This window comes from Magnetococcales bacterium, assembly GCA_015231925.1.
Lineage (GTDB): Bacteria > Pseudomonadota > Magnetococcia > Magnetococcales > JADGAQ01 > JADGAQ01.
Genome location: JADGAQ010000066.1, coordinates 1 through 20,312, shown reverse-complemented (window position 1 = coordinate 20,312; position 20,312 = coordinate 1). Strand labels below are relative to the sequence as shown.

The 20,312-nt window shown below is 59.0% G+C and carries 10 protein-coding genes; all 10 read right to left on the bottom strand.

Translation table 11 applies throughout. The features are described from left to right. Positions 1–317 precede the first annotated feature (317 nt). The gene (locus HQL56_09180; protein MBF0309686.1) at positions 318–614 is read right to left on the bottom strand and encodes an STAS domain-containing protein; all 297 of its coding nucleotides are present in this window, start codon (positions 612–614) and stop codon (positions 318–320) included. A 23-nt stretch (positions 615–637) separates the two neighbouring features. After that, positions 638–1,732 carry a fused response regulator/phosphatase gene (locus HQL56_09175; GenBank protein MBF0309685.1) on the bottom strand — a complete coding sequence of 365 codons (1,095 nt, stop codon included), beginning with the start codon at positions 1,730–1,732 and terminating at the stop codon, positions 638–640. Further along, positions 1,717–2,799, bottom strand: coding sequence for a response regulator (locus tag HQL56_09170; protein ID MBF0309684.1), 1,083 nt, complete (start codon positions 2,797–2,799; stop codon positions 1,717–1,719). Before HQL56_09170 ends, HQL56_09175 begins: the two co-directional genes overlap by 16 nt. Beyond that, positions 2,792–6,121, bottom strand: a complete 3,330-nt coding sequence (locus tag HQL56_09165) for an ABC transporter substrate-binding protein (protein MBF0309683.1) — start codon at positions 6,119–6,121, stop codon at positions 2,792–2,794. Before HQL56_09165 ends, HQL56_09170 begins: the two co-directional genes overlap by 8 nt. 5 nt (positions 6,122–6,126) lie before the next feature. Then, positions 6,127–9,168: a PAS domain S-box protein gene (locus HQL56_09160; GenBank protein MBF0309682.1), complete on the bottom strand. Its 3,042-nt coding sequence runs from the start codon at positions 9,166–9,168 to the stop codon at positions 6,127–6,129. A 70-nt stretch (positions 9,169–9,238) separates the two neighbouring features. Continuing rightward, entirely contained in the window at positions 9,239–10,354 is a 1,116-nt protein-coding gene (locus HQL56_09155) for a hybrid sensor histidine kinase/response regulator (protein ID MBF0309681.1), read from the bottom strand. Beyond that, complete coding sequence (locus HQL56_09150; GenBank protein MBF0309680.1) at positions 10,338–13,664, bottom strand: PAS domain S-box protein; 3,327 nt, start codon at positions 13,662–13,664, stop codon at positions 10,338–10,340. Before HQL56_09150 ends, HQL56_09155 begins: the two co-directional genes overlap by 17 nt. A 670-nt stretch (positions 13,665–14,334) precedes the next feature. Further along, on the bottom strand, positions 14,335–14,853 hold the full coding sequence (locus HQL56_09145; protein MBF0309679.1) for a chemotaxis protein CheD: 519 nt from the start codon (positions 14,851–14,853) through the stop codon (positions 14,335–14,337). 514 nt (positions 14,854–15,367) lie between these two features. After that, on the bottom strand, positions 15,368–16,780 hold the full coding sequence (locus HQL56_09140; protein MBF0309678.1) for a sigma-54-dependent Fis family transcriptional regulator: 1,413 nt from the start codon (positions 16,778–16,780) through the stop codon (positions 15,368–15,370). A 3-nt stretch (positions 16,781–16,783) separates the two neighbouring features. Beyond that, positions 16,784–20,257 (bottom strand): PAS domain S-box protein, encoded by a 3,474-nt coding sequence (locus tag HQL56_09135; protein ID MBF0309677.1) that lies wholly within the window; start codon positions 20,255–20,257, stop codon positions 16,784–16,786. Positions 20,258–20,312 lie beyond the last annotated feature (55 nt).

Below are 20,312 nucleotides of genomic sequence, written 5' to 3'. Positions count from 1 at the left end.
GCGCCAATACAATCGAGGATATTTTTCAATAGCCTTCTTGCGGGCCGGATCCGAATTTTGGAAGTTTTTCCGTTTCCCCGTGTTGCCAATTTCCCCGTCTTGTTTGGAAAATGTTCCCGCGATTTTCAGGACGGATGCATCTTGTTGGAAAATATAGCATATTCAGATTGATATGAGCATTTCTCCCGCTGCCGGCGGTCAAAAAACGGATGCCGGGGGAACGTGGCAACACAGCCAGGTTTAACTAATATCTTCTCAGGCTTCTCACCCATCCCACATATTCGTTTCACGGGGGCAAGAGTCAATATACATTAAAATCATTTTCCCATTATAAAAAAGATGTTGAAATGAGCAATTTCAAGCATTTTGAGTATCTTGTCGCTGAAATTGATCAAATGAATTTTAGCATTTTCGTCTCCGCAGTGGTTGCGCATCAGCAGCATCATGCCCATGGCGGCACTGTCGAAGGCAACGACATCCCGGAAATCGAGTTCGTAGGTCAATCCGGGAGGGCGATGAAGGTAGGCTTCCCGGAATTCCCGGTGCAGTTTGAAATTGAATTCGGCCGGCAGGCGTATTGTTACAAAATTATTGAACTCATTCGTAATGATCATCGCACTCTCCCAGGCTGATATGTTTAGAGTTTCATTTCCACCAGAGTTATATCGTCTGACTGTTCCCCCTCACAGCGAAATGTCGCCAAGTTCGGCAACAGTGATTCCAACCCGGCTCCGGAAGTGGAGAGACTTTCCAGAAAAGCTTCCAACCGCTCCGCGCCAAAAAAGCCACCGTCCGGAGAGCGGGTTTCCACGCTGCCGTCGGAAAACAGATAGATCCGCTCCTCTCCCGTCAAGGTGTATGTCGCACCAGAGGTATCGACCGCCATGCCTCCCTTGATGCCGAGGGGAGGCAAGGTCGAGGCCAGGCGGGCCACGGTCCGACCGGAACACACCACAGTTACGGGCGGCAGAGCGGCGTTCCAAACCCGCATCCGCCGTTTGGCCCGATCCAGCTCCACGAACGCCGCCACCAGAAACATGTCCACCGGCAGGCGACGGAAGATGGTTTCGTTGATTTGCTGCAGGATCTCCCCCAACGCCACCGCCTGATGGGTCAGACGGTAGAAGATGTCGGCCACCAGTGGTCCGCAGATGGCCGCCGCCAGGCCATGTCCGGTAAAATCTCCCACCATGAGGTAGTGTACCCCGTCGCTGCGCCGGGCGGAAAGCACGATGTCCCCGTTGGTCTTTTCCAGTGGAGTCATCAGCACCCGGAGACCGCTGAGGTCGAACTGGTCGTCGCGGCGCATTTTGAGTATGACCTTTTCCACATCCTGACGATCCCTGGCCAGTTGGTTGGCCAGATCGGCCCGCTGCAGCCAGGCTTGAATGCGCGCCTTGAGAATGATGGGGTTGGGTGGTTTGTTGAGGAAATCGTCGCCCCCGCATTCCAGACAGCGGGCCAGCTCCCGATCGGTCTGCACCGAGGTCAGAAAGAGGATGGGCAGGGCATCGCCCTGGCTCCGGGCTTTGATCCGACGGGTGGCCACATAGCCGTCCATGACGGGCATTTGAATGTCCATCAGGACCAGGTCGCATCCCGTCTGTTCCAGACGGGTCAGGGCCTCCTCGCCGTTTTCGGCCTCGATGACCCGGTGCCCTTCCTGAAGGAGAAGGGCTTCCAGAAAGAGCCGGGTGGAGGGATCGTCGTCGACGATCAGGATGGTGGCCATGGTGCGCTCCCGACATCGGACCGCCTCGCCTCGGGCGAAACCGTATCCGGATTGGCCTGCATGATCGCCTCGATTTCGGGCAGCACCTCCAGGAAAGCCGACACCAGTCGCGGGTCGAAGAGTCTGCCGGAGCCGCCCCGGATTTCAGCCACCGCCTGATCCACGCTCCAGGCCTCCTTGTAGGGGCGTTTGGAGGTCAAAGCGTCGAAGACGTCCGCCAGACTGCAGATGCGCCCCATGAGGGGAATGGACTCCTCGGTCAATCCGTAGGGGTAGCCCTTGCCGTCCCAGCGTTCATGATGGGTGAGGGCGATGGTATGGGCGGTTCGCAGCAGCAGCGAGGGTTCGTTGTCCATCAGCTTCCCACCGAAGAGGGTGTGGGTTTTCATGATGGTGAACTCTTCGCCCGTCAATCGGCCCGGTTTGAGCAGAATGCGGTCGGGTATACCGATCTTGCCCACGTCGTGCATGGGCGCGGCTTGCAGCAGCAGCACCTGATCAGCGACGGAAAGCCCGCAGGCGCGACCGATCAGGGCGGCGTAATGGCTCATGCGCACGATGTGCAGCCCGGTTTCGTTGTCCCGGTATTCCGAAGCCTGTCCCAGGCGGCGGATGATCTCCATGCGGGTACGCAGCAGATCCATCTCCCGGTCGGCCAGGGCCTGGGCGGTGCGCGCGGCGCGCAGGACATACCGCACCCGATGTCCCAGCAAACCCCAATTGACCGGTTTGGTGATGAAATCCGTGGCGCCTTCCTGATAGGCGTGGTCGATGGTGGCCAGATCATCCAGCGAGGTCACCATCACGATGGGCAGATGGGTCATGCCGGCCTCCCGGCGCAGCTGCCGACACAATCCGAAGCCGTCCATCCGGGGCATCACCACGTCCGAAATCACCAGATCGGGCCGCTCCTGCCCGATCATCTCCCAGGCCTGTTGCCCGTCCTGGGCTTCCATCACCCGGTAACCGTCCTGTTCCAGGGCTTCCCGCATGGGCAGACGCTGGAACAGTTCATCGTCGACAATCAGGATCAGTGGACTTTGCAAGGCATCCACTGGCTCACTCATGGGGTTCTCCTGCCTGATAGGTGGTCAATAGTTCGGTCAGCGCTTCCCGGACCTCCTCGAACAGGTGAGCGGCTTCGGGGAGGAGACGGGCGACGCGGCTCATGTCGCGGTGATCGGCTTCCAGGAGCCGCCCCAGCTCCGCGAGCCGGACGGCGCCCATGGTCAGGCTGGAAGATTTCAGGGTGTGGCCGGCCACCCGGATGCCTTCGGCGTCTTCGGTTCGCAGAGCCTGCTGCAACTCGGCCAGCAGGGCCGGGGTGCGTTCCAGGTAATGGCCCACCATCTTGTCCAGCAGGCCGGGGCGAGCCTTGCGGGCCAGGTCCGTGTTGCGGCCCACCGTCTCCGCATCCAGAACGGGATGGCGCGAGAGATCGTCACCGCTCTCCGGGCCGGAAGGGCTCTCCTCGGCCACGAGCCGATCCGTCTCCACCGTCTCCGCAAAGGTTTCGTTGATGCTAAACGAAGGCAGCCAGCGACGCAACGTCCCGCCCAGACCGGCTTGGGAAAAGGGTTTTTGCAGATAGTCGTCCATGCCGGATTCCAGACAACGCAGTCGGCTGTCGTTCAGCACATGGGCGGTGAGGGCGATAATGGGGGTGCGCCTCCGCGCCGTCCTCTCCTCCCAGCGGCGAATGCGGCGGGTGGTTTCGAACCCATCCAGCAAAGGCATTTCACAGTCCATGAAGATCGCGTCGAACGGTGTGGTCTCCGACTCCAGGATTTCCAGCGCCCGATGGCCGTTGGTGCTCGCCGTCACCCGGCAGCCGAAGGCCTCCAGGCTGGCCTGGGCCACCTCCTGGTTGACCAGATTGTCTTCCACCAGCAGGATGCGGGCCTCAAAACGGATATTGTCCGCCGTATCGGGCACCTCTCGCGCCTGCCAGTCGGCGATCTCCCGACGGTCACCCTCCCGCTGTTTGCCAAAACGCACCGTGAACCAGAAGGTCGATCCTTCCCCCAGGGTGCTTTCCACCCAAAGCTCTCCATCCATCAGGTCCACCAGATTGCGGGAGATCACCAGACCCAGACCGGTGCCTCCGTACTGGCGGGCCACGGAGGGATCGGCCTGGGAGAAGGCGCGAAACAGCAGCCGCTGGAACTCGGGGGAGATGCCGATGCCCGTATCGTTGACGCGAAAACGCAGCAGCACATCGGCATCCCGCTCTTCCTGAATGGCCACGGACAGGTCGATGCGGCCCTTTTCGGTGAATTTCAGGGCGTTGCCCACCAGGTTGTACAGAATCTGGCAGAAGCGGTAGGGGTCGCCGATCAGATGCACGGGCACCGCTTCATCCAGGTGGCTGGTGAAACTCAGTCCTTTGTAGAGGGCCTGCTTGGTGAATATGTCCCGGATATCCTGAAGGATATCCCGGAGGTCGAAGCGGAACAGTTCCAGGGTGAGGTGACCCGCGTGGATTTTGGACAGGTCCAGCACATCGTTGATGATGCGCAGCAGGGTGCGACCGGAGCGGTGGATGGTCGCCACGAAGTGACGTTGCTGATCGGTCAGGGGGGTTCTCAAAATCAGTTCCGCCATGCCCAGCACCCCGTTCATGGGGGTGCGGATTTCGTGGCTCATGTTGACCAGGAAGGTCTCCTTGGAGCGGGCTCCCTCCTTGGCGGCCTGGAGAGCCTCTTCCAGCTGGGCGGTGCGGTTGTGTACCGTCTGTTCCAGGTCCGCCTGGTAGCGGCGCAGCTCCTCTTCGGCCTGTTTGCGGGCGGAGATGTCCTGCAGAACCGCCATCCACACCTCGCCGTGTTCGGCGTGGGTGATGGTGTTGATGGAGACGGAACACCAGAGGGGGCTGTCGTCCTTTTTCAGAACCTGGATTTCGCCGTCCCAATAGCCTTTCTGATAGAGAGCCGTATTGACCCGATTGAATGTGGTGTCGTGTTGGATATGGCCCGGAACGGTGAATTTTATCTTGAAGGTGTTGTCGGACGGAATGTTGCCCGGAGCGATGAATCTGGTCACCGGAGCTCCGACGATCTCGTCGCGGGTTCGGGAAAGCATCTTTTCCAGGCCCCGGTTGCACAGGACGATCAGACCGTTGCCGGCCCGCACCAGGCAGACGCCTTCGGTCATGTACTCCATCATGCGGGATTGCAGGCGGATATCCTCCTCCCTGGCGGCTCGGGTATCGATGCGCAGGTGGCCGTAGCGGTCCGGCATGCGGGGTGGGACCGCGCCGAAACTCTTGACGATGTCGAACCGCCCTTCAGCGTTGCAACGGGCCAGATAGGTGTTGACCGTGGCATGGTGAGTGGCCGGGTCCATGCGCACGCTACCCTGGGGGCTGGAGACGGTCAGTCGTTCCAGGGATCTGACGATCTCTTCCGTCTCCAGGCAGCCGGCCCGGTTCGCGGCCCTGGCAAAGGCCTTGACGCACAGGTAGGCGCCCTCGCCGAAATTGGTGAGAATGCCGTTGCCCGGAGGCCAGAGGTCGCTGATACCGGGTTGGGTGAGCAGCCGCCGCAGATAGCGCCGGTTCGCCTTGGTCGCCACGCTCATGAAGTAGGTATTGACGGAATAGAGGCCCTGGCGCGTCCCGGCGGTGAGCTGGCTGGCCATCATTTCGTCGAAATGGCCCATGACGACGGCCATGCGTTTTTTCAGCCCCATTTCCGCGAAGCGGGTCAGCAGCCACATCTGATCCGCGCCGGCGAAAAAGGGCATGAAGACTTCCGCCTCTGATCGGGCCACCCGTTGCAAAAGTTCGTCGATCTTCTCCTTGTCCACGCCGATGGGCAGGTACTCTTCCCCGGCGATTTCCCCTCCGGAGAGGCTCAGCAGGCGTTTGGCCTCGTCGATCGAGCCACGGGGCCATTCGTAGTTGTTTCCGGCAAAATACATTTTTCCCCCATATTTTTCCGTCATGTAGGGGATCATGGGGTGAATCTGCTGATTGGGCAGGGCGGCGAAGTGGAAAAAATAGCGGCTGAGAATGCTGCCTTCGTAGAACGAGAAGTTGAGCAGGGGAATGCCGCGGGGTTCCGCTACCCGATAGGCCACGGCGATGCGGGCGTTGGAGAGCAGATTGCCGATCAGGGCCACGCAGCCGTGGTACTCGATGAGCTTTTCGGCGGCTGGAACCGCGCTTTGGGGCAGACTGCCATCGTCTTCGATGATCAGTTCCAGCGGTCGACCCAGGATGCCGCCTTTTTCGTTGACCTCGGCGGTGGCAATGCGGGCGGCGAGGGCGACTTCCGGCCCGTAGATCTTGACCAGTCCGCTCAGAGGGCACATCAGTCCGAGGCGGACCGGCTTGCGCCATGTCCCCTGGCGGGTTGTGGAGGCGAGGAGCTGTTTTTTCACGGCCATGGCGTTCATTCCCCTCCGGGGGATTCAGACCGGGGAGCCGGGTCGATGTCGGGTGGCGCGAGATCGTTCCGCTCGGCGGCGTCGTAATCGCGCAAGGCCTGGCGGAACTCCGCCAACAGGTTGTCACCCAGGCGGAAATGGTTGGAGACCCGTTCCAAATCGGCATGATCCCTCTCCATGGCCCGCCCGATTTCGGCCAGACGGGCCGCGCCGATGGTCAGGCTGGAGGATTTCAGGGTGTGGGCCGCCACCCGCACCCCTTCCGGGTCGCAACGCTCCAGGGCCTGTCGCAGATCGGCCAGCAACTCCGGAGTGCGGGCGAAATAGTGGTCGACCATTCGCTTGAAAAGGTCCGTGGCGCCTTTGGCGGAAAGCTCCCGAATACGACCCAGGGCAACCGGGTCCACCACCGGAATGGGGGGCATCTCCTGTGAAGCGGGCGCCGCGGTTGCCTCCGGCGCGGTGGTTATCACCGGTACGGACAACCAGCGGCGCAGAATGGTTCCCAGATGGGCCTGACTGAAAGGCTTTTGCAGATAGTCGTCCATGCCGGCTTCGAAGCACTTCTGCCGGCTTTCGTCGAGGACGTGGGCCGTCAGGGCCACCACGGGGATGCGGGGGCGGCTCCGCTCCTCTTCCCAACGGCGCAGGCGGCGGGTGGTTTCGTAACCGTCCAGAATCGGCATCTCGCAGTCCATGAAGAGCAGATCGAAGGGGGGAACCGCCTCCTGCAGGGCGTGCAACGCCTGCTGGCCGTTGTGGGCCACGCTCACCCGGCAGCCGAAGAGTTCCAGGGTGGCCACCGCCACATCCTGGTTGACCAGGTTGTCCTCCACGAGCAGGATCCGGCCGTGAAATTGGCTGGAATCCAACGAGATGTTCTGATTGACGGCCTGCCAGGCAGCCATCTCCGTCCGGTCGCCCCGCTGTTGTTTGCCGAACCGGGCGGTGAAGCGGAAGGAGGAGCCCCGGCCCAAAAGGCTTTCCACCATCAGTGTGCCGTCCATCATGTCAACCAACTGTCGGGTGATGGTCAAACCCAGGCCGGTGCCTCCGAACTTGCGGGAAATGGAGGCGTTTTCCTGGGCGAAGGCTTCGAACAGATGGCCCTGAAAGGCTTCGGACATGCCGATGCCCGTGTCGGTGACGCAAAACAGCAGCAGGGTATCCGCTTCCCGCTCCTCCCGGGTTTCCACCGTCACCCCCACAGAGCCCCGTTCGGTGAACTTGATGGCGTTGCCCACCAGGTTGAACAGAATCTGGTTGAGTCGGAAGGGATCCCCGAGCAGATGCAGGGGCACCTCCTCGCCGATGCGAATGGAAAAATCCAGGCCCTTCTCCGATGCCTGGTCCTGGAAAATGCTGTCGATGTCTCGCATCACGTCGTTCAGTTCGAAGCGATACAATTCCAGGGACAGGCGTCCCGCCTGGATTTTGGAAAGATCCAGAATGTCGTTGATGATGCGTAACAGAATGCGTCCGGAGCGGTGGATGGTCTGGACGTAGTGGCGCTGCTGCGGGGTCAGGGAGGTGCGCAGAATCAGGTCGGCCATGCCCAGAACCCCGTTCATGGGGGTGCGGATCTCGTGGCTCATGGCGGCGAGAAAGGCCGCCTTGGCCCGGTTGGCGGATTCGGCGGCCTCCTTGGCCAGACGCAGACTCTCCTCCGCCTGTTTGCGTTCGGTGATATCGCGCACGATGCCCCACATGGCTTCGGGTCGGCCGTTGGCAGCCCGCAGCAGGAAGATGCGGATCTCCGCCGGAAAGACGCTGCCATCCTTGCGGATATACTCCTTTTCATACACCGGGGATTTGCCGAAAGGCAGAACCTCTTCCGCGATGATGCGGGCGTCCTGTTCCTGCCATGGCGGGGGGGTCAGGTCGAAGCGGTTCATCGTTTTCAGTTCGTCTGCGGAATAGCCCACCATCTCTCGAAACGAGTCGTTGAAATCGATGATGTTGCCGGTCATGTCCACCATGACGTAGGCATCGCGCATGGAGTCGTGGAGACGGCGATAGCGGCTTTCGCTCTCCCGCAGCAGTGCGTCCGCCCTGGCGGTCAGCTCCAGTCGCTGGGTGAGGAGTATCTGGCGCCACAGCAGCCAGATGAAGATCGAGATGATGCACACGGCGAGAAAGGCCAGAATGCTGACCCAGTAGACCAGCCGGGTGAGGGGGGCCATGACTTCCCGGCGATCAACCTCGGCGACCAGGGACCAGGGAGTGCCTTCGATGGGATGGGTGGCGGCGAACACGGTGATGCCCCGATAGTCCGGCCCCTCGATCTGTTGCGGCGTGGTGGACAGAACGCTGCGCACGTGCGGGCTGTTGACCCGGTCGAGGGGCTGCGACATGGCGAGCGCCGTGTTGTGTTGATGGCGCAGCTCGTTGAGAAAGAGGACGTTTCCGCCTTCCCGGCGCACCAGCAGGGTTTCGGCGCTGGGGCTGGGGGTGGGCCAGGTTTGGATCAGGGGGAAGAGGAACGGGTCCGCCGGAATCTGCAGCGCCAGAAGAGCCAGCGGTTCGGCGCCGTTCGGTCGGAGCAGGGGCAGAATGTAATCGAAGTGGATCTCTCCGCTGCTGTTGCGATGCAGGTCGCTGCGAATGGCTTTCCGGTCTTGCAGGGCCTGAGGCAGGAGGTCGGGGAACTCGTAGGTCTTCTCCAGGGGGCTCTTCCCGGCGGCAGCCAGGATGGCGCCTTTTGTATCGATCAGATAGGCTGCGTGATAATTTTTAGAATGACTGTAGAGTTCCATCCGCTCCAGCACGATGGCGCGGGAGTCCGGTGCGTTGTCGGAGAGCAGACGCTCCACATGGCGGAGAAATTCCGTGTCCGCAGCGAGGAATGCCAGATCGGTATCCCGTTCGGCCAGCCAACTCTGGATTTGATCCGCTTTCAGGGAGGCGATGGCCTGCAGATTGTCGAAGGCCGTCTGGCGGATTTCGGGTCGGTTCAGGTGGATGATGCTGATGGCGACCAGAGGCACGATCAGCAGGAGTCCCAGAAACAGGCCCACCAGTTTGAAACCGCTGGAAGAGTCGCTCATTTGGTTCCTTCCGTAATGGTTCATCGACCCTGCTCTCCGTGTGTCCCGGGGCTCCAACGGGTTTGGTTTTTCAAAACCGGACCACGATGGAGGTCTCCCCTTCCAGGGAAGTATCCAGTTGGATCTCGTTTCCCGATGTCGTTGCGATGAGTCGGGCGGAATAGGTGCCCAGACCCGTGCCCTGGCATTTGCCGGCGGTGACGAATTTTTCAAAAAAATGTTCGCGGATTTCCAATGGCACGCTACCCCGGTTGCGGATGCGCATTACCGGACGTTCGCCCCGTTCGAAAGCGACCGTCACCGTCTCCCCTTCAGGGGAGGCTTCGAGGGCGTTTTTCAGTAGATTGGATAACATCGAGTGGTAGAGAAGTTTTTCACCGGAAACAAGAAAGATATCCGTTGCCGTGAGAACCTTCCCGTCAAGAGTGATGACAACCGAGAGTTCTTTGCCATGGATAAAATCACGAAATTCTTTTATTACAACCTGTATAGTTCTGAGGATGTCCAGAGGTCGGGGGTGCAGGGTATAGAGGCCGCGCTCCATTTTGTAAAGGTCGTGGGAAAGGTTGATCATGTTCAGTAACCGGTAGCCGCTCTCCTCGATGGTGCGCAGGTACTCTTTTTGATCCTCGTTCAGGACCAGCTCCTCCATCAGGAGTCCCGGAATACCGACGATGGCGTTCAGGGGGCCTTTCAGGTCATGCCGGACGATCTGTTCCACGTCGTCGCGCAGTCGGGCGGCCTCCTGCAGGGCCTCGTTCTGTTTCCGGATCTCCCGGCTCTGCCGGGCGATGACCTCCCGGGCCTGGCGCAGGGCCAGATGGGTTTTGACCCGGGCCAGCACGATGGGGGATTGCACCGGTTTGGTGATGTAGTCCACGGCGCCCACTTCGAAGCCGTGGACTTCGTCGGCAACCTGGCAGCAGGCCGTGACGAAAATGACCGGAATATCGCGGGTGGCCGGGTTCTCCTTCAATCGCAGACAGGCCTGGTAGCCGTCCATATCCGGCATCATGACATCCAACAAGATCAAATCGGGCTCCAGCAGGGCGTGATGCAACATCTCCCGGCCGTTGCGGGCAAACGACAGGTTGTAGTCGTGGCAGAGGATCTCCCTCAGCAGTTTGAGGTTGGTCGCTTCGTCGTCGACCAGGAGGAGGGTCGGTTTGTCAGGCGTCATGGCCATGCGGCTCGTCCCCCAGAGCGTGCATCAGGTTGTGCAGCGTGTTGAGCGCCTCGGCGCAGTCGATGGCGTCCACCTGTTCCGTCAGCAGGTCCACCGCCATTTGGTGAACCGTGCCCGCCAGCCAGGGCGCCACGCCAGCCAGAAGTTCCTCGGCGGTGATCACGTCCCCCCGGCTCAGGGCTTCCGCCATGCGAACCAGATCCTGGCGACGCTGGCTCGCGTTTTCCGGGGAGGGCGGGGGTGTTGCCGCCGCGACGGGGGCGGACAGGCGTTTGCAGACCGCCTCGACTTCCGCCAGGGCGGCTTCCAGCGGAGAGAGCAGGGGTTGGGCATCCCCCTTCGGATAACGCAAGGCTTTCTCCAATTCGGCGGCCCTCTCTTCCAGTAGCGTCGCCGCCAGGCTTCCGGCAGCCCCTTTCAGGGAGTGGGCCAGGCTTTTGGCCAGCTGGGTCCGCCCGCTGATCAAGGCCTCCCGAATCCGTGCGCCATCCCCGGCGTGGTGTTTGGCGAAACTCTTCAGAGCGTTGTGATAGGCCTCGGCCTTTGGCCATTGTGCCAGACCCCTGGCCCAGTCGATGGCTGCCGATCGGGGAAATTCCTCCGTCCGGGCCTCCGGGTCCGGGGAGATTCCGATCCCGGAGCCTTCCTGTTCGGCCAGCCACGGGGGCAGGCGGTGCGCATTGGCCATCTCGCCGAACGAACCCGGATGCCCTCCCTGGTCCAACGCCTTCAAACGGGTTGGCATGGCGGGGTCCGGTGTCGACGGAAAGGTCGGATCTGCCGGAAGGCGCGTCGGCATCAGCCAGCGGCGCAGAACCGTGGCCAGCTCCTCCTGATTGAACGGTTTCTGCAGAAAGTCGTCCATCCCGGCGTCGATACACTGCTGACGACACTCTTCCAGGACGTGGGCCGTCAGGGCGATAATGGGCAGAGCCGGCTTGTCCTCCTCCTCCTCCCAGCGGCGCAGACGGCGGGTCGCTTCGAAACCATCCAATACCGGCATCTCGCAGTCCATGAAGATGGCCTCGAAGGGGGGATCGGCCTGCTTTGCCCGTTGGAGAGCCTCTTCGCCGTTGGCCACCACGCTGACCTTGCAGCCGAACAGCTCCAGATTGGCCACCGCCATGTCCTGATTGACCGGATTATCCTCCGCCAGCAGGACATGTCCCTCGAAGTGCAGATTTTCCGGACTGAGAAGCTGTTGGGCACTCTGCCAGGCGGCGATTTCCCGCCGGTCTCCCGGCTGTTGTTTGCCGAAGCGCACCGTGAAGCGGAAAATCGAGCCCTGACCGGGAGCGCTCTCCACCCACATGTCGCCATCCATCCGAAGCACCAGTTGTCGGGCGATGGCCAGCCCCAGGCCCGTTCCGCCGTAACGGCGGGCGATCGAGGGATCTTCCTGGGAAAAGGCGTCGAAGAGATGGCGTTGAAAGGACGGCGACATGCCCTTGCCCGTGTCGGCCACGCAAAAGCGCAACAAAACGTCCGATTCCCGGTCCTCTTGCATCTCCACACTCAGGTCGATGCGCCCTGAATCGGTGAATTTGACCGCGTTGCCCAGCAGGTTGAACAGAATCTGGTTGAGTCGGTAGGGATCTCCGAGAAGATGTACCGGTACCGTCGGTGCCAGGTGGACCCCGAAGGAGAGCTTCTTTTCGGCGGCCTGTTCCACGAACAGGTTGCCGATATCCTGCAGCACCTCGTCCAGTTCGAAGCGGAACAGCTCAAGGCTCAGACGGCCGGCCTGGATCTTGGAGAGATCCAGGATATCGTTGATGATGCGCAGCAGGGTGTGTCCCGAGCGGTATATGGTGCTGATGTAATGGTGTTGTTTCTCCGTCAGGTCGGTTTTCCGGATCAGATCCGTCATGCCCAGCACCCCGTTCATCGGGGTGCGAATCTCGTGGCTCATGGCGGCCAGAAAGGTGGCTTTGGCCCGGTTGGCGCTTTCGGCCTCTTCCTTGGCCCGTTGCAACTGCTTTTCAGCCTGTTTGCGATCGGTGATATCCCGCACGATGGCCCAGATGGCCTCGGGCTGTTCCTTGGCGTCCCGCAGCAGAAAGCCCCGCAACTCCACGGGGAAGACGCTGCCGTCCTTGCGGAGGTACTCTTTTTCGTACACCCGGGACCGGTCGAAAGGCAGAATCTCCTCCTGGATGATGCGGGCATCGGCTTCGTGCCATTTGGCGGGGGTCAGATCCTCCCTCTTCAGCCTGCGCAGCTCCTCGTCGGTATAGCCCAGCATCTCCCGGAAGGCCTGATTGAAGTCGACGATGCGGCCGCGCATGTCCACCATGAGGTAGGCGTCCCGCATGGTTTCGTGCAGGCGGCGGTATTTTCGCTCCCCTTCCCGAAGCTGTTCCTCTTTCCGGATGTCCAGTTCCACCTTCTGGGTCAGCAGTATCTGATGCCACAGAAACCAGATGACGATGGCGATGACGATCACCGCGATGAAGGCCAGCAGACTCACCCAGAAGATCAGTTCGTTGAGCGGGGCCATAACCTCTTCGCGATCGATCTTGGCCACCAGATACCAGGGGGAACCTTCGATGGGACGGGTGGCCGCGAACACCGGAATGCCGCGATAGTCCACACCCTCGATGACGTGCGGCTTGCCGCTGAGTACGGCCGCCACGGCGGGGAGAGTGACATGGTCCAGGGAGATCTTGAGGTCCAGGGCGGTGTGGGATTGGTGGCGCAGTTCGTTCAGAAACACGACATGGTCCCCCTCCTTGCGCACCAGCAGGGTTTCGGCGCTGGAACTGAGGGTGGGCCAGTTCCGGGTGACGGAGAGCAGGAAACGGTCTGCGGGAACGCGCAGAACCAGGGCTGCCACGGCTTCCTGATCATTGCTGCGCGGCAGCGGCAGGACGTAGTCGAGAAAGATCTCCCCCGAGGCGTCCCGGTAAAGGTCGCTGCGAATGCAATACCCTCTTTTGATGGCCCGCTGAAACCAGGTCCGGGTGAATGCGGAGCTTCCCTCACCGCCACTTCCAGCCGAGACCACCACCTCTCCGGATGAATTCACCAGGGCCGCTGTCTGATAGTAAGCCGAGCTGCTGTAGGTTTCCAATCGGTGGCTCACAACGGCGCGGGCCTGGTCCGAGCCGACCAGAACCAGTTCTTCCGCCTGACGGACGAACTCCTTGTCGGCACTGAGGAATTCCAGGTCGGTTTGCCTCTCGTCCAGCCAGTTTTGAATCTGTTCCGACTGCAGCAAGGCGATGGCGCTGAGACTGGCGAAGGCGTTCTGCCGGATTTCCGGGGTGTTGATTTTTACGATTGTAAGAGCGATCAGAGGAATGATCAATACCAAAACAAAAAAGAGTTTAACAAACTTGGAATGATTTATAATTTCACTCATCTTATTAAGCTTTCATTGGGGACCATTCGGCATCCCTGGGCCGTACCGGCAGGAATCGACACGAAACAGGCGCGGGAACAGGGAGCGGTCTCCAGGCCTCTTCATGAAATCCGGTCATTTTCATCGAATCCTTCAGGGGTTCGATGCCAAGGAGACATCGCTAACGGTGGCAGGTAACTCCGATCCCGAAAAATTGGCACCATTCTTTGCAAAACGGAAAGAACCAGAGATATTCTATTGGCTCTTTTCACTCGAATATCATTTTCCGTTAAATGGCTGGAGAATGGCAAGAGGGGCCTCTTCCTCAAAACGGCGGAGGTCATTTCATGGCCATGTACGAGTTTCCTTTCCCAATGATAATAACAGGTTGAAAATCCATTTTCACCTCCTTTCGGAGGCCATTCCTCGTGTCGGCTCCGGCGCGCGACCAACTCGACCCACACGAAAAATATCCGTCTGATAATTTTATGCGATGCGGTGCCTCTGTCGTGTACAGCAGTATTACAACGCCATGGTCGGATCGGTGCCGACTGCAGGTAGTGTCGCTCCCGGTTGCTGGAATGAATTACCGGGGGGAGTCCCCCCGGTGAGGGTTGAAGGTCTCCGGTAAGGGGAATTACGACTCCAGAGGGGAAACGCGCACCTCGCCGGAAACGACGTTGAACTCGATGCGGCGGCTCATGTTGCCTCCGGTTTCCTGGCGGTCGATGACGATGTGATATTTATTCAGCCAATCCATGGCGGCGGCCACGTTTTTCTGCCCGAGGGAGGTCATTTCCACCTCGTGGCACCGCAAGGTGGCTCCGCCGTAAATTCCGGCGAGAATCTCCTCCGTTTTGATGCCGAAGGCGCGAAAGATCCTCACCAATCGGTTGATGGAGGAGTCGATGTAGCGGAAGCAGTGGCCGTCGCGGCCAAACGGCAACCCGAGTGCGGGCAGGAGGAGCCGTTCTTCCCGATGGGGATCCGTGGGCAGGCGACTGTGGACAATGGCGCCGGTACCGGATCGGGGGTGATGCAGGGTTACGGAGATGCATGCGTCAAGGGTGGTGATGATAAAATCAGGCTCGTTACCGATATACGCTTCGTCCGGCAGCAACAAAATGGGATCCTTTTCACTCGATTCCATGCTCATGGCCGTTCCTTTACAATTCCATTTGCTGGGAAAATATCCAAAGCCATGGTACCGAACCGGTTCATTTCGATCTTTTCCAGCCGACTTTTTGGGACTGCGGACGAAGCAAGTGGTGCTTTGTATCGTTCTCCCGCATGACAGCCCTGTCAGTCGAAAAGGGAAGATAAAATGACGATGAGGTGTCATGAAAATGATGACACCTGCTGTACGGCATCTTGGCTTGACATAATCCTAGTCAAGCAATTGACGGGCCAGTCCTGTTATTGGGGAAATATTGCCGGAAAACGGTCCATTTTGCCCTGGATGTAGGCCATTTTCCCAAGAAACCCCTGCAACGTTTGAAGGTATTGCAGCCAGGTTTCCTGGAAGGATTAACTGGATTGAAGCGGATTTGGGAGCCCTGCAAAGGATATGCGGAGGTGAAAGCTTCGTTGCAGAGGTTTTGTCGGGGTGGCCCTCCCGGTCGGTTCCCGGCGATTCCGGGCAATGGGTCGCTCGCAAGGAGGGGAGGGGACTATCGTGGCCGGTTTTGTCGGCGTTGAAGACGTTGATTGAGCGCCTGGCGCGAGAGACCGAGCATCGTTGCCGCCACGCCCTGGTTGCCGCCGGATTTTTCCATGGCATGGGCAATGAGAAACTCTTCAGCAGCCTGCAAGGTTGGGGGGGAATCCCCCTCGGGCCAGGTCATCAGGGGCCTTTCCCCCACGTCAACGGCCGCCGTCGGACCGGGCCCGTCCGGGTCCTCCCGGAAAAGGCGCACCGGCATGACCCCCTTATCGTGGCGAGCCACCGCATCGAAGGCCATGGCCCGCAATTCGCGGACATTGCCGGGAAAGGGCCGCGCCTTCAGAAGGGAAAGAACCTCGGTCGGCAGGGTCGGCAAAGGTTTTCCCAACTGCCGGGCCGCCTCCTCCACGAAATGGTTCAACAGGAGGGGCAGGTCGTCGTGGCGATCTCGCAACGGCGGCAGGTGAATGGCATGGGTGGCCAGTCGGTAATAGAGGTCCAGACGGAACTTGCCGTCCCGAAGGCGTTGTTTCAAATCCCGATTGGTCGCCGCCACCACGGTGATGTCGGCGTTGCGGGAGAGATCGGAGCCCAGGGGTTCGTACTTGCGTTCCTGCAACAGGCGTAACAGCTTGACCTGACTGCTTTCCGATAGATCCCCGAGTTCATCCAGAAAGAGAATGCCGCCTGCGGCCCTTGCTACCAGGCCTTCCCGACTCTGATCCGCCCCCGTGAAGGCTCCCTTGCGATGGCCGAACAAGGTATCGGCAAACATGTGGTCGTCCAAACCGGCCACGTTTACCGGAACGAACGGGCCCTCGGTGCCTCGCAGGTGGTGAAAGGCCTTGGCGAAAAGCTCCTTGCCTGTTCCCGTCTCCCCCAGAATCAACAGGGGCTCCTTCGACAGGGAAATGGCTTCCATGTATTTGAAAATGGCCACCATGTGGGAAGAACGGGTCAGAATGTGGGCGAAGGCTTCCGGGCGGCGCAGCTCCTGGCCCAAAAGATAACCTTTGAGATTGTTCAGCTCGGTTCGTAAGGCGAACACCTCTTGGGCGTTACGCACCGCCGCCAGCAGTTTTCCCTCTTCCAGAGGCTTCAGCAGGTAATCGTTCGCTCCCCGTTTCATGCATTCAACGGCAGTCTCAAGATCATTTACAGCCGTCATGACAATGACAGGTATCTCCGGGTGGTGCGAAACAAGTTCCGTTAAAAGCACTTCCCCTTTGATGAACGGCATGTTCAAGTCCAGAAGAATGACGGAAGCCCCGTCGATCGCGATTCGGTTCATCAACTGTCTGCCATCGCTCAGCATGCAGACGGGCTCCAGCCCGCTACGGCGCAGCAAGAGGGCCACGCTATTTGAAATATCGTCGTCGTCGTCGACAATTACGATATAAGGATATACCAAATTTGCCATGAATTATGTCTCACTTTCGCCTGACCGATTCGGTAAACCCGGAAATCGCAAGGTGACTGTCGTGCCGAAATGGGTATCGGAGGAGGAGAAGTCCATTCTGGCTTTGTGGTGCTCCAAAATGCGGCGGCAAAGGAAAAGACCCAACCCCATGCCACCTTCGTTCCGGCGAGAGCTGACGAACGGCTCGCCGATACGGGGCCTCACCTCCGGGTCGATCCCGCTGCCTTCGTCCTGTAGCAGAACCACCGCTTCGTCCGTCGTTTCATCCCGGTGCAAGCTGAGGAAGACGCCGCACTCCGTGCGTTTCAACGATTGCAAGGCATTCAAAATAAGGTTGACGAATACCTGCTCCAACTGCTGTGAATTGCCTAAGATCAGCAATTTGCCGGGGAATGGGGTAAAGGTGAAACGGCCGGTACGTTTGGAAATCTGGTTCTGCAAAAGCGATACCGAATGTTCGGCCAGGTGATTCAAATTCAAAGGATCCAAGCGGCTGCCCTCTCCTTTTCGGGTCAAATATTTCATATTATCGACAATGTGACCAATGCGCCGCGAATTGTCCATAATGGCTGCCACCAACCCGGGAATGGCATGGCGCATTTCGCTGTAGGGCAGCCCTCCCAGGGAATAGTTGCCGTGTTCGGTGTAATACTCCTCAAGAATCAACTGGGCATCGTTCCATATGCCTCGCAGGAGGTTGGCGTTGAGCGAGATCGTGTTGTTGGGATTGTTGATCTCATGGGCGATTCCCGCCGACATCAAGCCAACCGTGGCCATCTGAGCGGCCTGAAGGGCCTGTTCGTTGTTCAGCCGCCGCTCCTCTTCCGCTTTCAGGTGGGCCGATATATCACGGAAGGTTACTACCGCACCGTTCGGCTCTCCCACGTGGTAGCGGGGCATGCTGGAGTACTCCACGGGAAAATAACCACCATCCTTTCGCCAGAAATAGTCTTTTCCCCCAACCCCGGATTGCCCGCTCCTTGCCATTTCCAGGATAGCGCACTCCTCGGAGGCGTAAGGTGTACCATCCGGCCGGCTGTGATGTATGAGCGTGTGCAGTTTCCGCTGCAGCAGCTCTTCCCTGCTCCAGCCCAGCATGGTTTCCGCAGAACGGTTGCAGAATACCAGCCGCCCTTCGGTGTTCACCTCCAGAATGCCGTCATGAATGCTTTCCAGAATGGTGCGCAGGCGATCTTCCGAATTTATCAGCTGTTCCTGGGCTTCGATGCGGGAGGTGACGTCCCGGGTGATCACCAGAAGGTGAGGTTTGGCCGCCGATTCGAAGACGTCCAGATACATTTCCAACACGACATTTTCATTCTTGAAATTAACGATTGAGTATTCGCCGTAGTGCGACTTCTTGGTGGCCAGGGTCGTTTCCGCGTGGCGCACGAAGTCGATGTGGCCGTACAGAGGTAGTATCTTTTTCCAGTTACGGTGCAAAATTTTAGTCATGTCTCGTCCCAAGCTCTGGGATGCCGCCGGGTTGCACAGCACGCAGAAGCCATCTTCCTGGAAGGCCATGACCCCGATGGGGGCGTTGACGATCAAGGTGGCTATGAACTCATGGGTTTCGGCGAGGATTTGTTCCATGGATTTGGCTTGGGTAATGTCCCGGGCATGCACCACGATACCGGAAACCTCCTCCTCGTATTCCCTGAAAGGCTGTAGAATAACGTCCATCCATTTTCTGTCCCCGGAGGGGAATACAAAGGGGTTTTGATATCGCACGGTCTCTCCAGCCAATACTTGTTGCCATCGCGGCTGGATCACGGATTCGAATACCTCCTCCCCCAGAAAATCCTTCAGGCAGCGCCCTTCGATGGCTTCTCTGGGTTTTTGCAGCAATCGTTCATACTGATCGTTGACCGCCAGGAAGGTGAAATCCCGCCCCACCACGGAAAGGAGATCCTGGGATTCGGAAAAGATGGTGGCCAGCCAGTTGTTGCGTTTCTGGCTGCTGCACAGGGCCTGTTCCGCCTTCTTTTGGGAGGTGACGTCTCGAACGGTGCTGATTGCGCCAATGATGCTGCCGTTGCAATCCAGCAAGGGATAGCAGGAGTCGATGATCCAAAGGAATGTTCCCGAAGCCGGGGGGTATTCAATGCTGAACTCGCTTGGGGAGGGGTACTCTCCAGCCAGGGCGGACCGAATGTTCCCCATGACGGATGTCGGTTCGAGGAATGGAAACATTTCCAAAACATCGTTTCCAAGAATATCGTGCGCTTTAACGCCGCTCAAACGTTCCATGAAGGGGTTCCATACCTTGTAGCGCAAATCGTGTCCACAAACGATGATGCCCTCGTTGACGCATCGGATGATCTGCTCATTGAGCTGAATGGACTCTTCCAGGGAGGATTCCGCCTGTTTCTGTATCGAGATGTCCCTGATGACATGGACCAGGCCGAAGGTGTCGCTGTCCGGGGATAAACCGCCGATGGAGAAGGAGCGCCACTGTCCGGGTTCTGTCTGCACCTCCATCGAGCTGCAATAGGTATCTGTGGCGATGAGGCGGCACACCGGACAATTTTCAAACGTGTCGCCCAGGGAGTGAAACAGATCGTGACAGGAGGCTCCGATCACCTCCGGGCCTCGTCGGGCCAGTCGTTTGGCTTCGCGATTGGCCTGAAGGATCCGCCCCTGCTGATTTACCAGAACCACCGGATGAGGCATCGACTCGAAGGTCGACGCACCTTTGGCCAGGTTCTGGAATGGCCGACGCAGCAAATCGAGCACCACGGCTTCGAAAAGTATCCATACCGAGAGCAGCTTGACCAGGTGTCCAACGATACCGAAAAGGTCGGATGGACTCTTGTACAAGGTGAAAAAGATTTCGGCCAGAACAGCCCCCAGAATGGACAGCTGCAGCAGTCGACTCTGAAAAGGGTCCAGGGGGGACCGTTCCGGTTGAAGCGCCACGATACTGCTCAGAAAAACAGCGATGATGGCGTATTCGCTGAAAATCTTGAATGAGGTTAATCCCTCCGGTTCCCGGAAAGTGGATGGAAAATGCCCCGTGAAAATCAGGAAAAGCGCCGCTCCCGTCAGTACCCCCAGTGCCAGGCTGATCTGCCTCGACGAAAATCGATGGGCAAAGCGAAAGGCCACCAGATAGAGGAGAGATTCCTCGAACCGGGCGGTGACCCATATCTGGGAGGAGGGGAACGGAACGGTCTCCGATGAGAGGAGATTCATGCCTTTGTGGGCCAGGATGTGCAGCAACTCCAGAGCTACAATCCAGACAAAACCGGTAGCCAGATGAACCAGCACGATGTTGCGTGAAAAATGGAAAGTATTCCAGGCGATGACGGACAAGATCAATCCGACAAGGCAGATGACGAACTCGACAATGGCGTGAAATACCAAGAAATTGTTCAGACCGAGCAGCAATAAAGCCACTGAAAGCAGATGAAAGACCATTTTATGCCGGACGATCAACAGATCGTTTATCGGGGGATTGAAATTGGCGCTACCCATATAATTCCATTTCTGTTTCATTCGTTCATTAATACGGGGGTCCGGGGGCGATTAT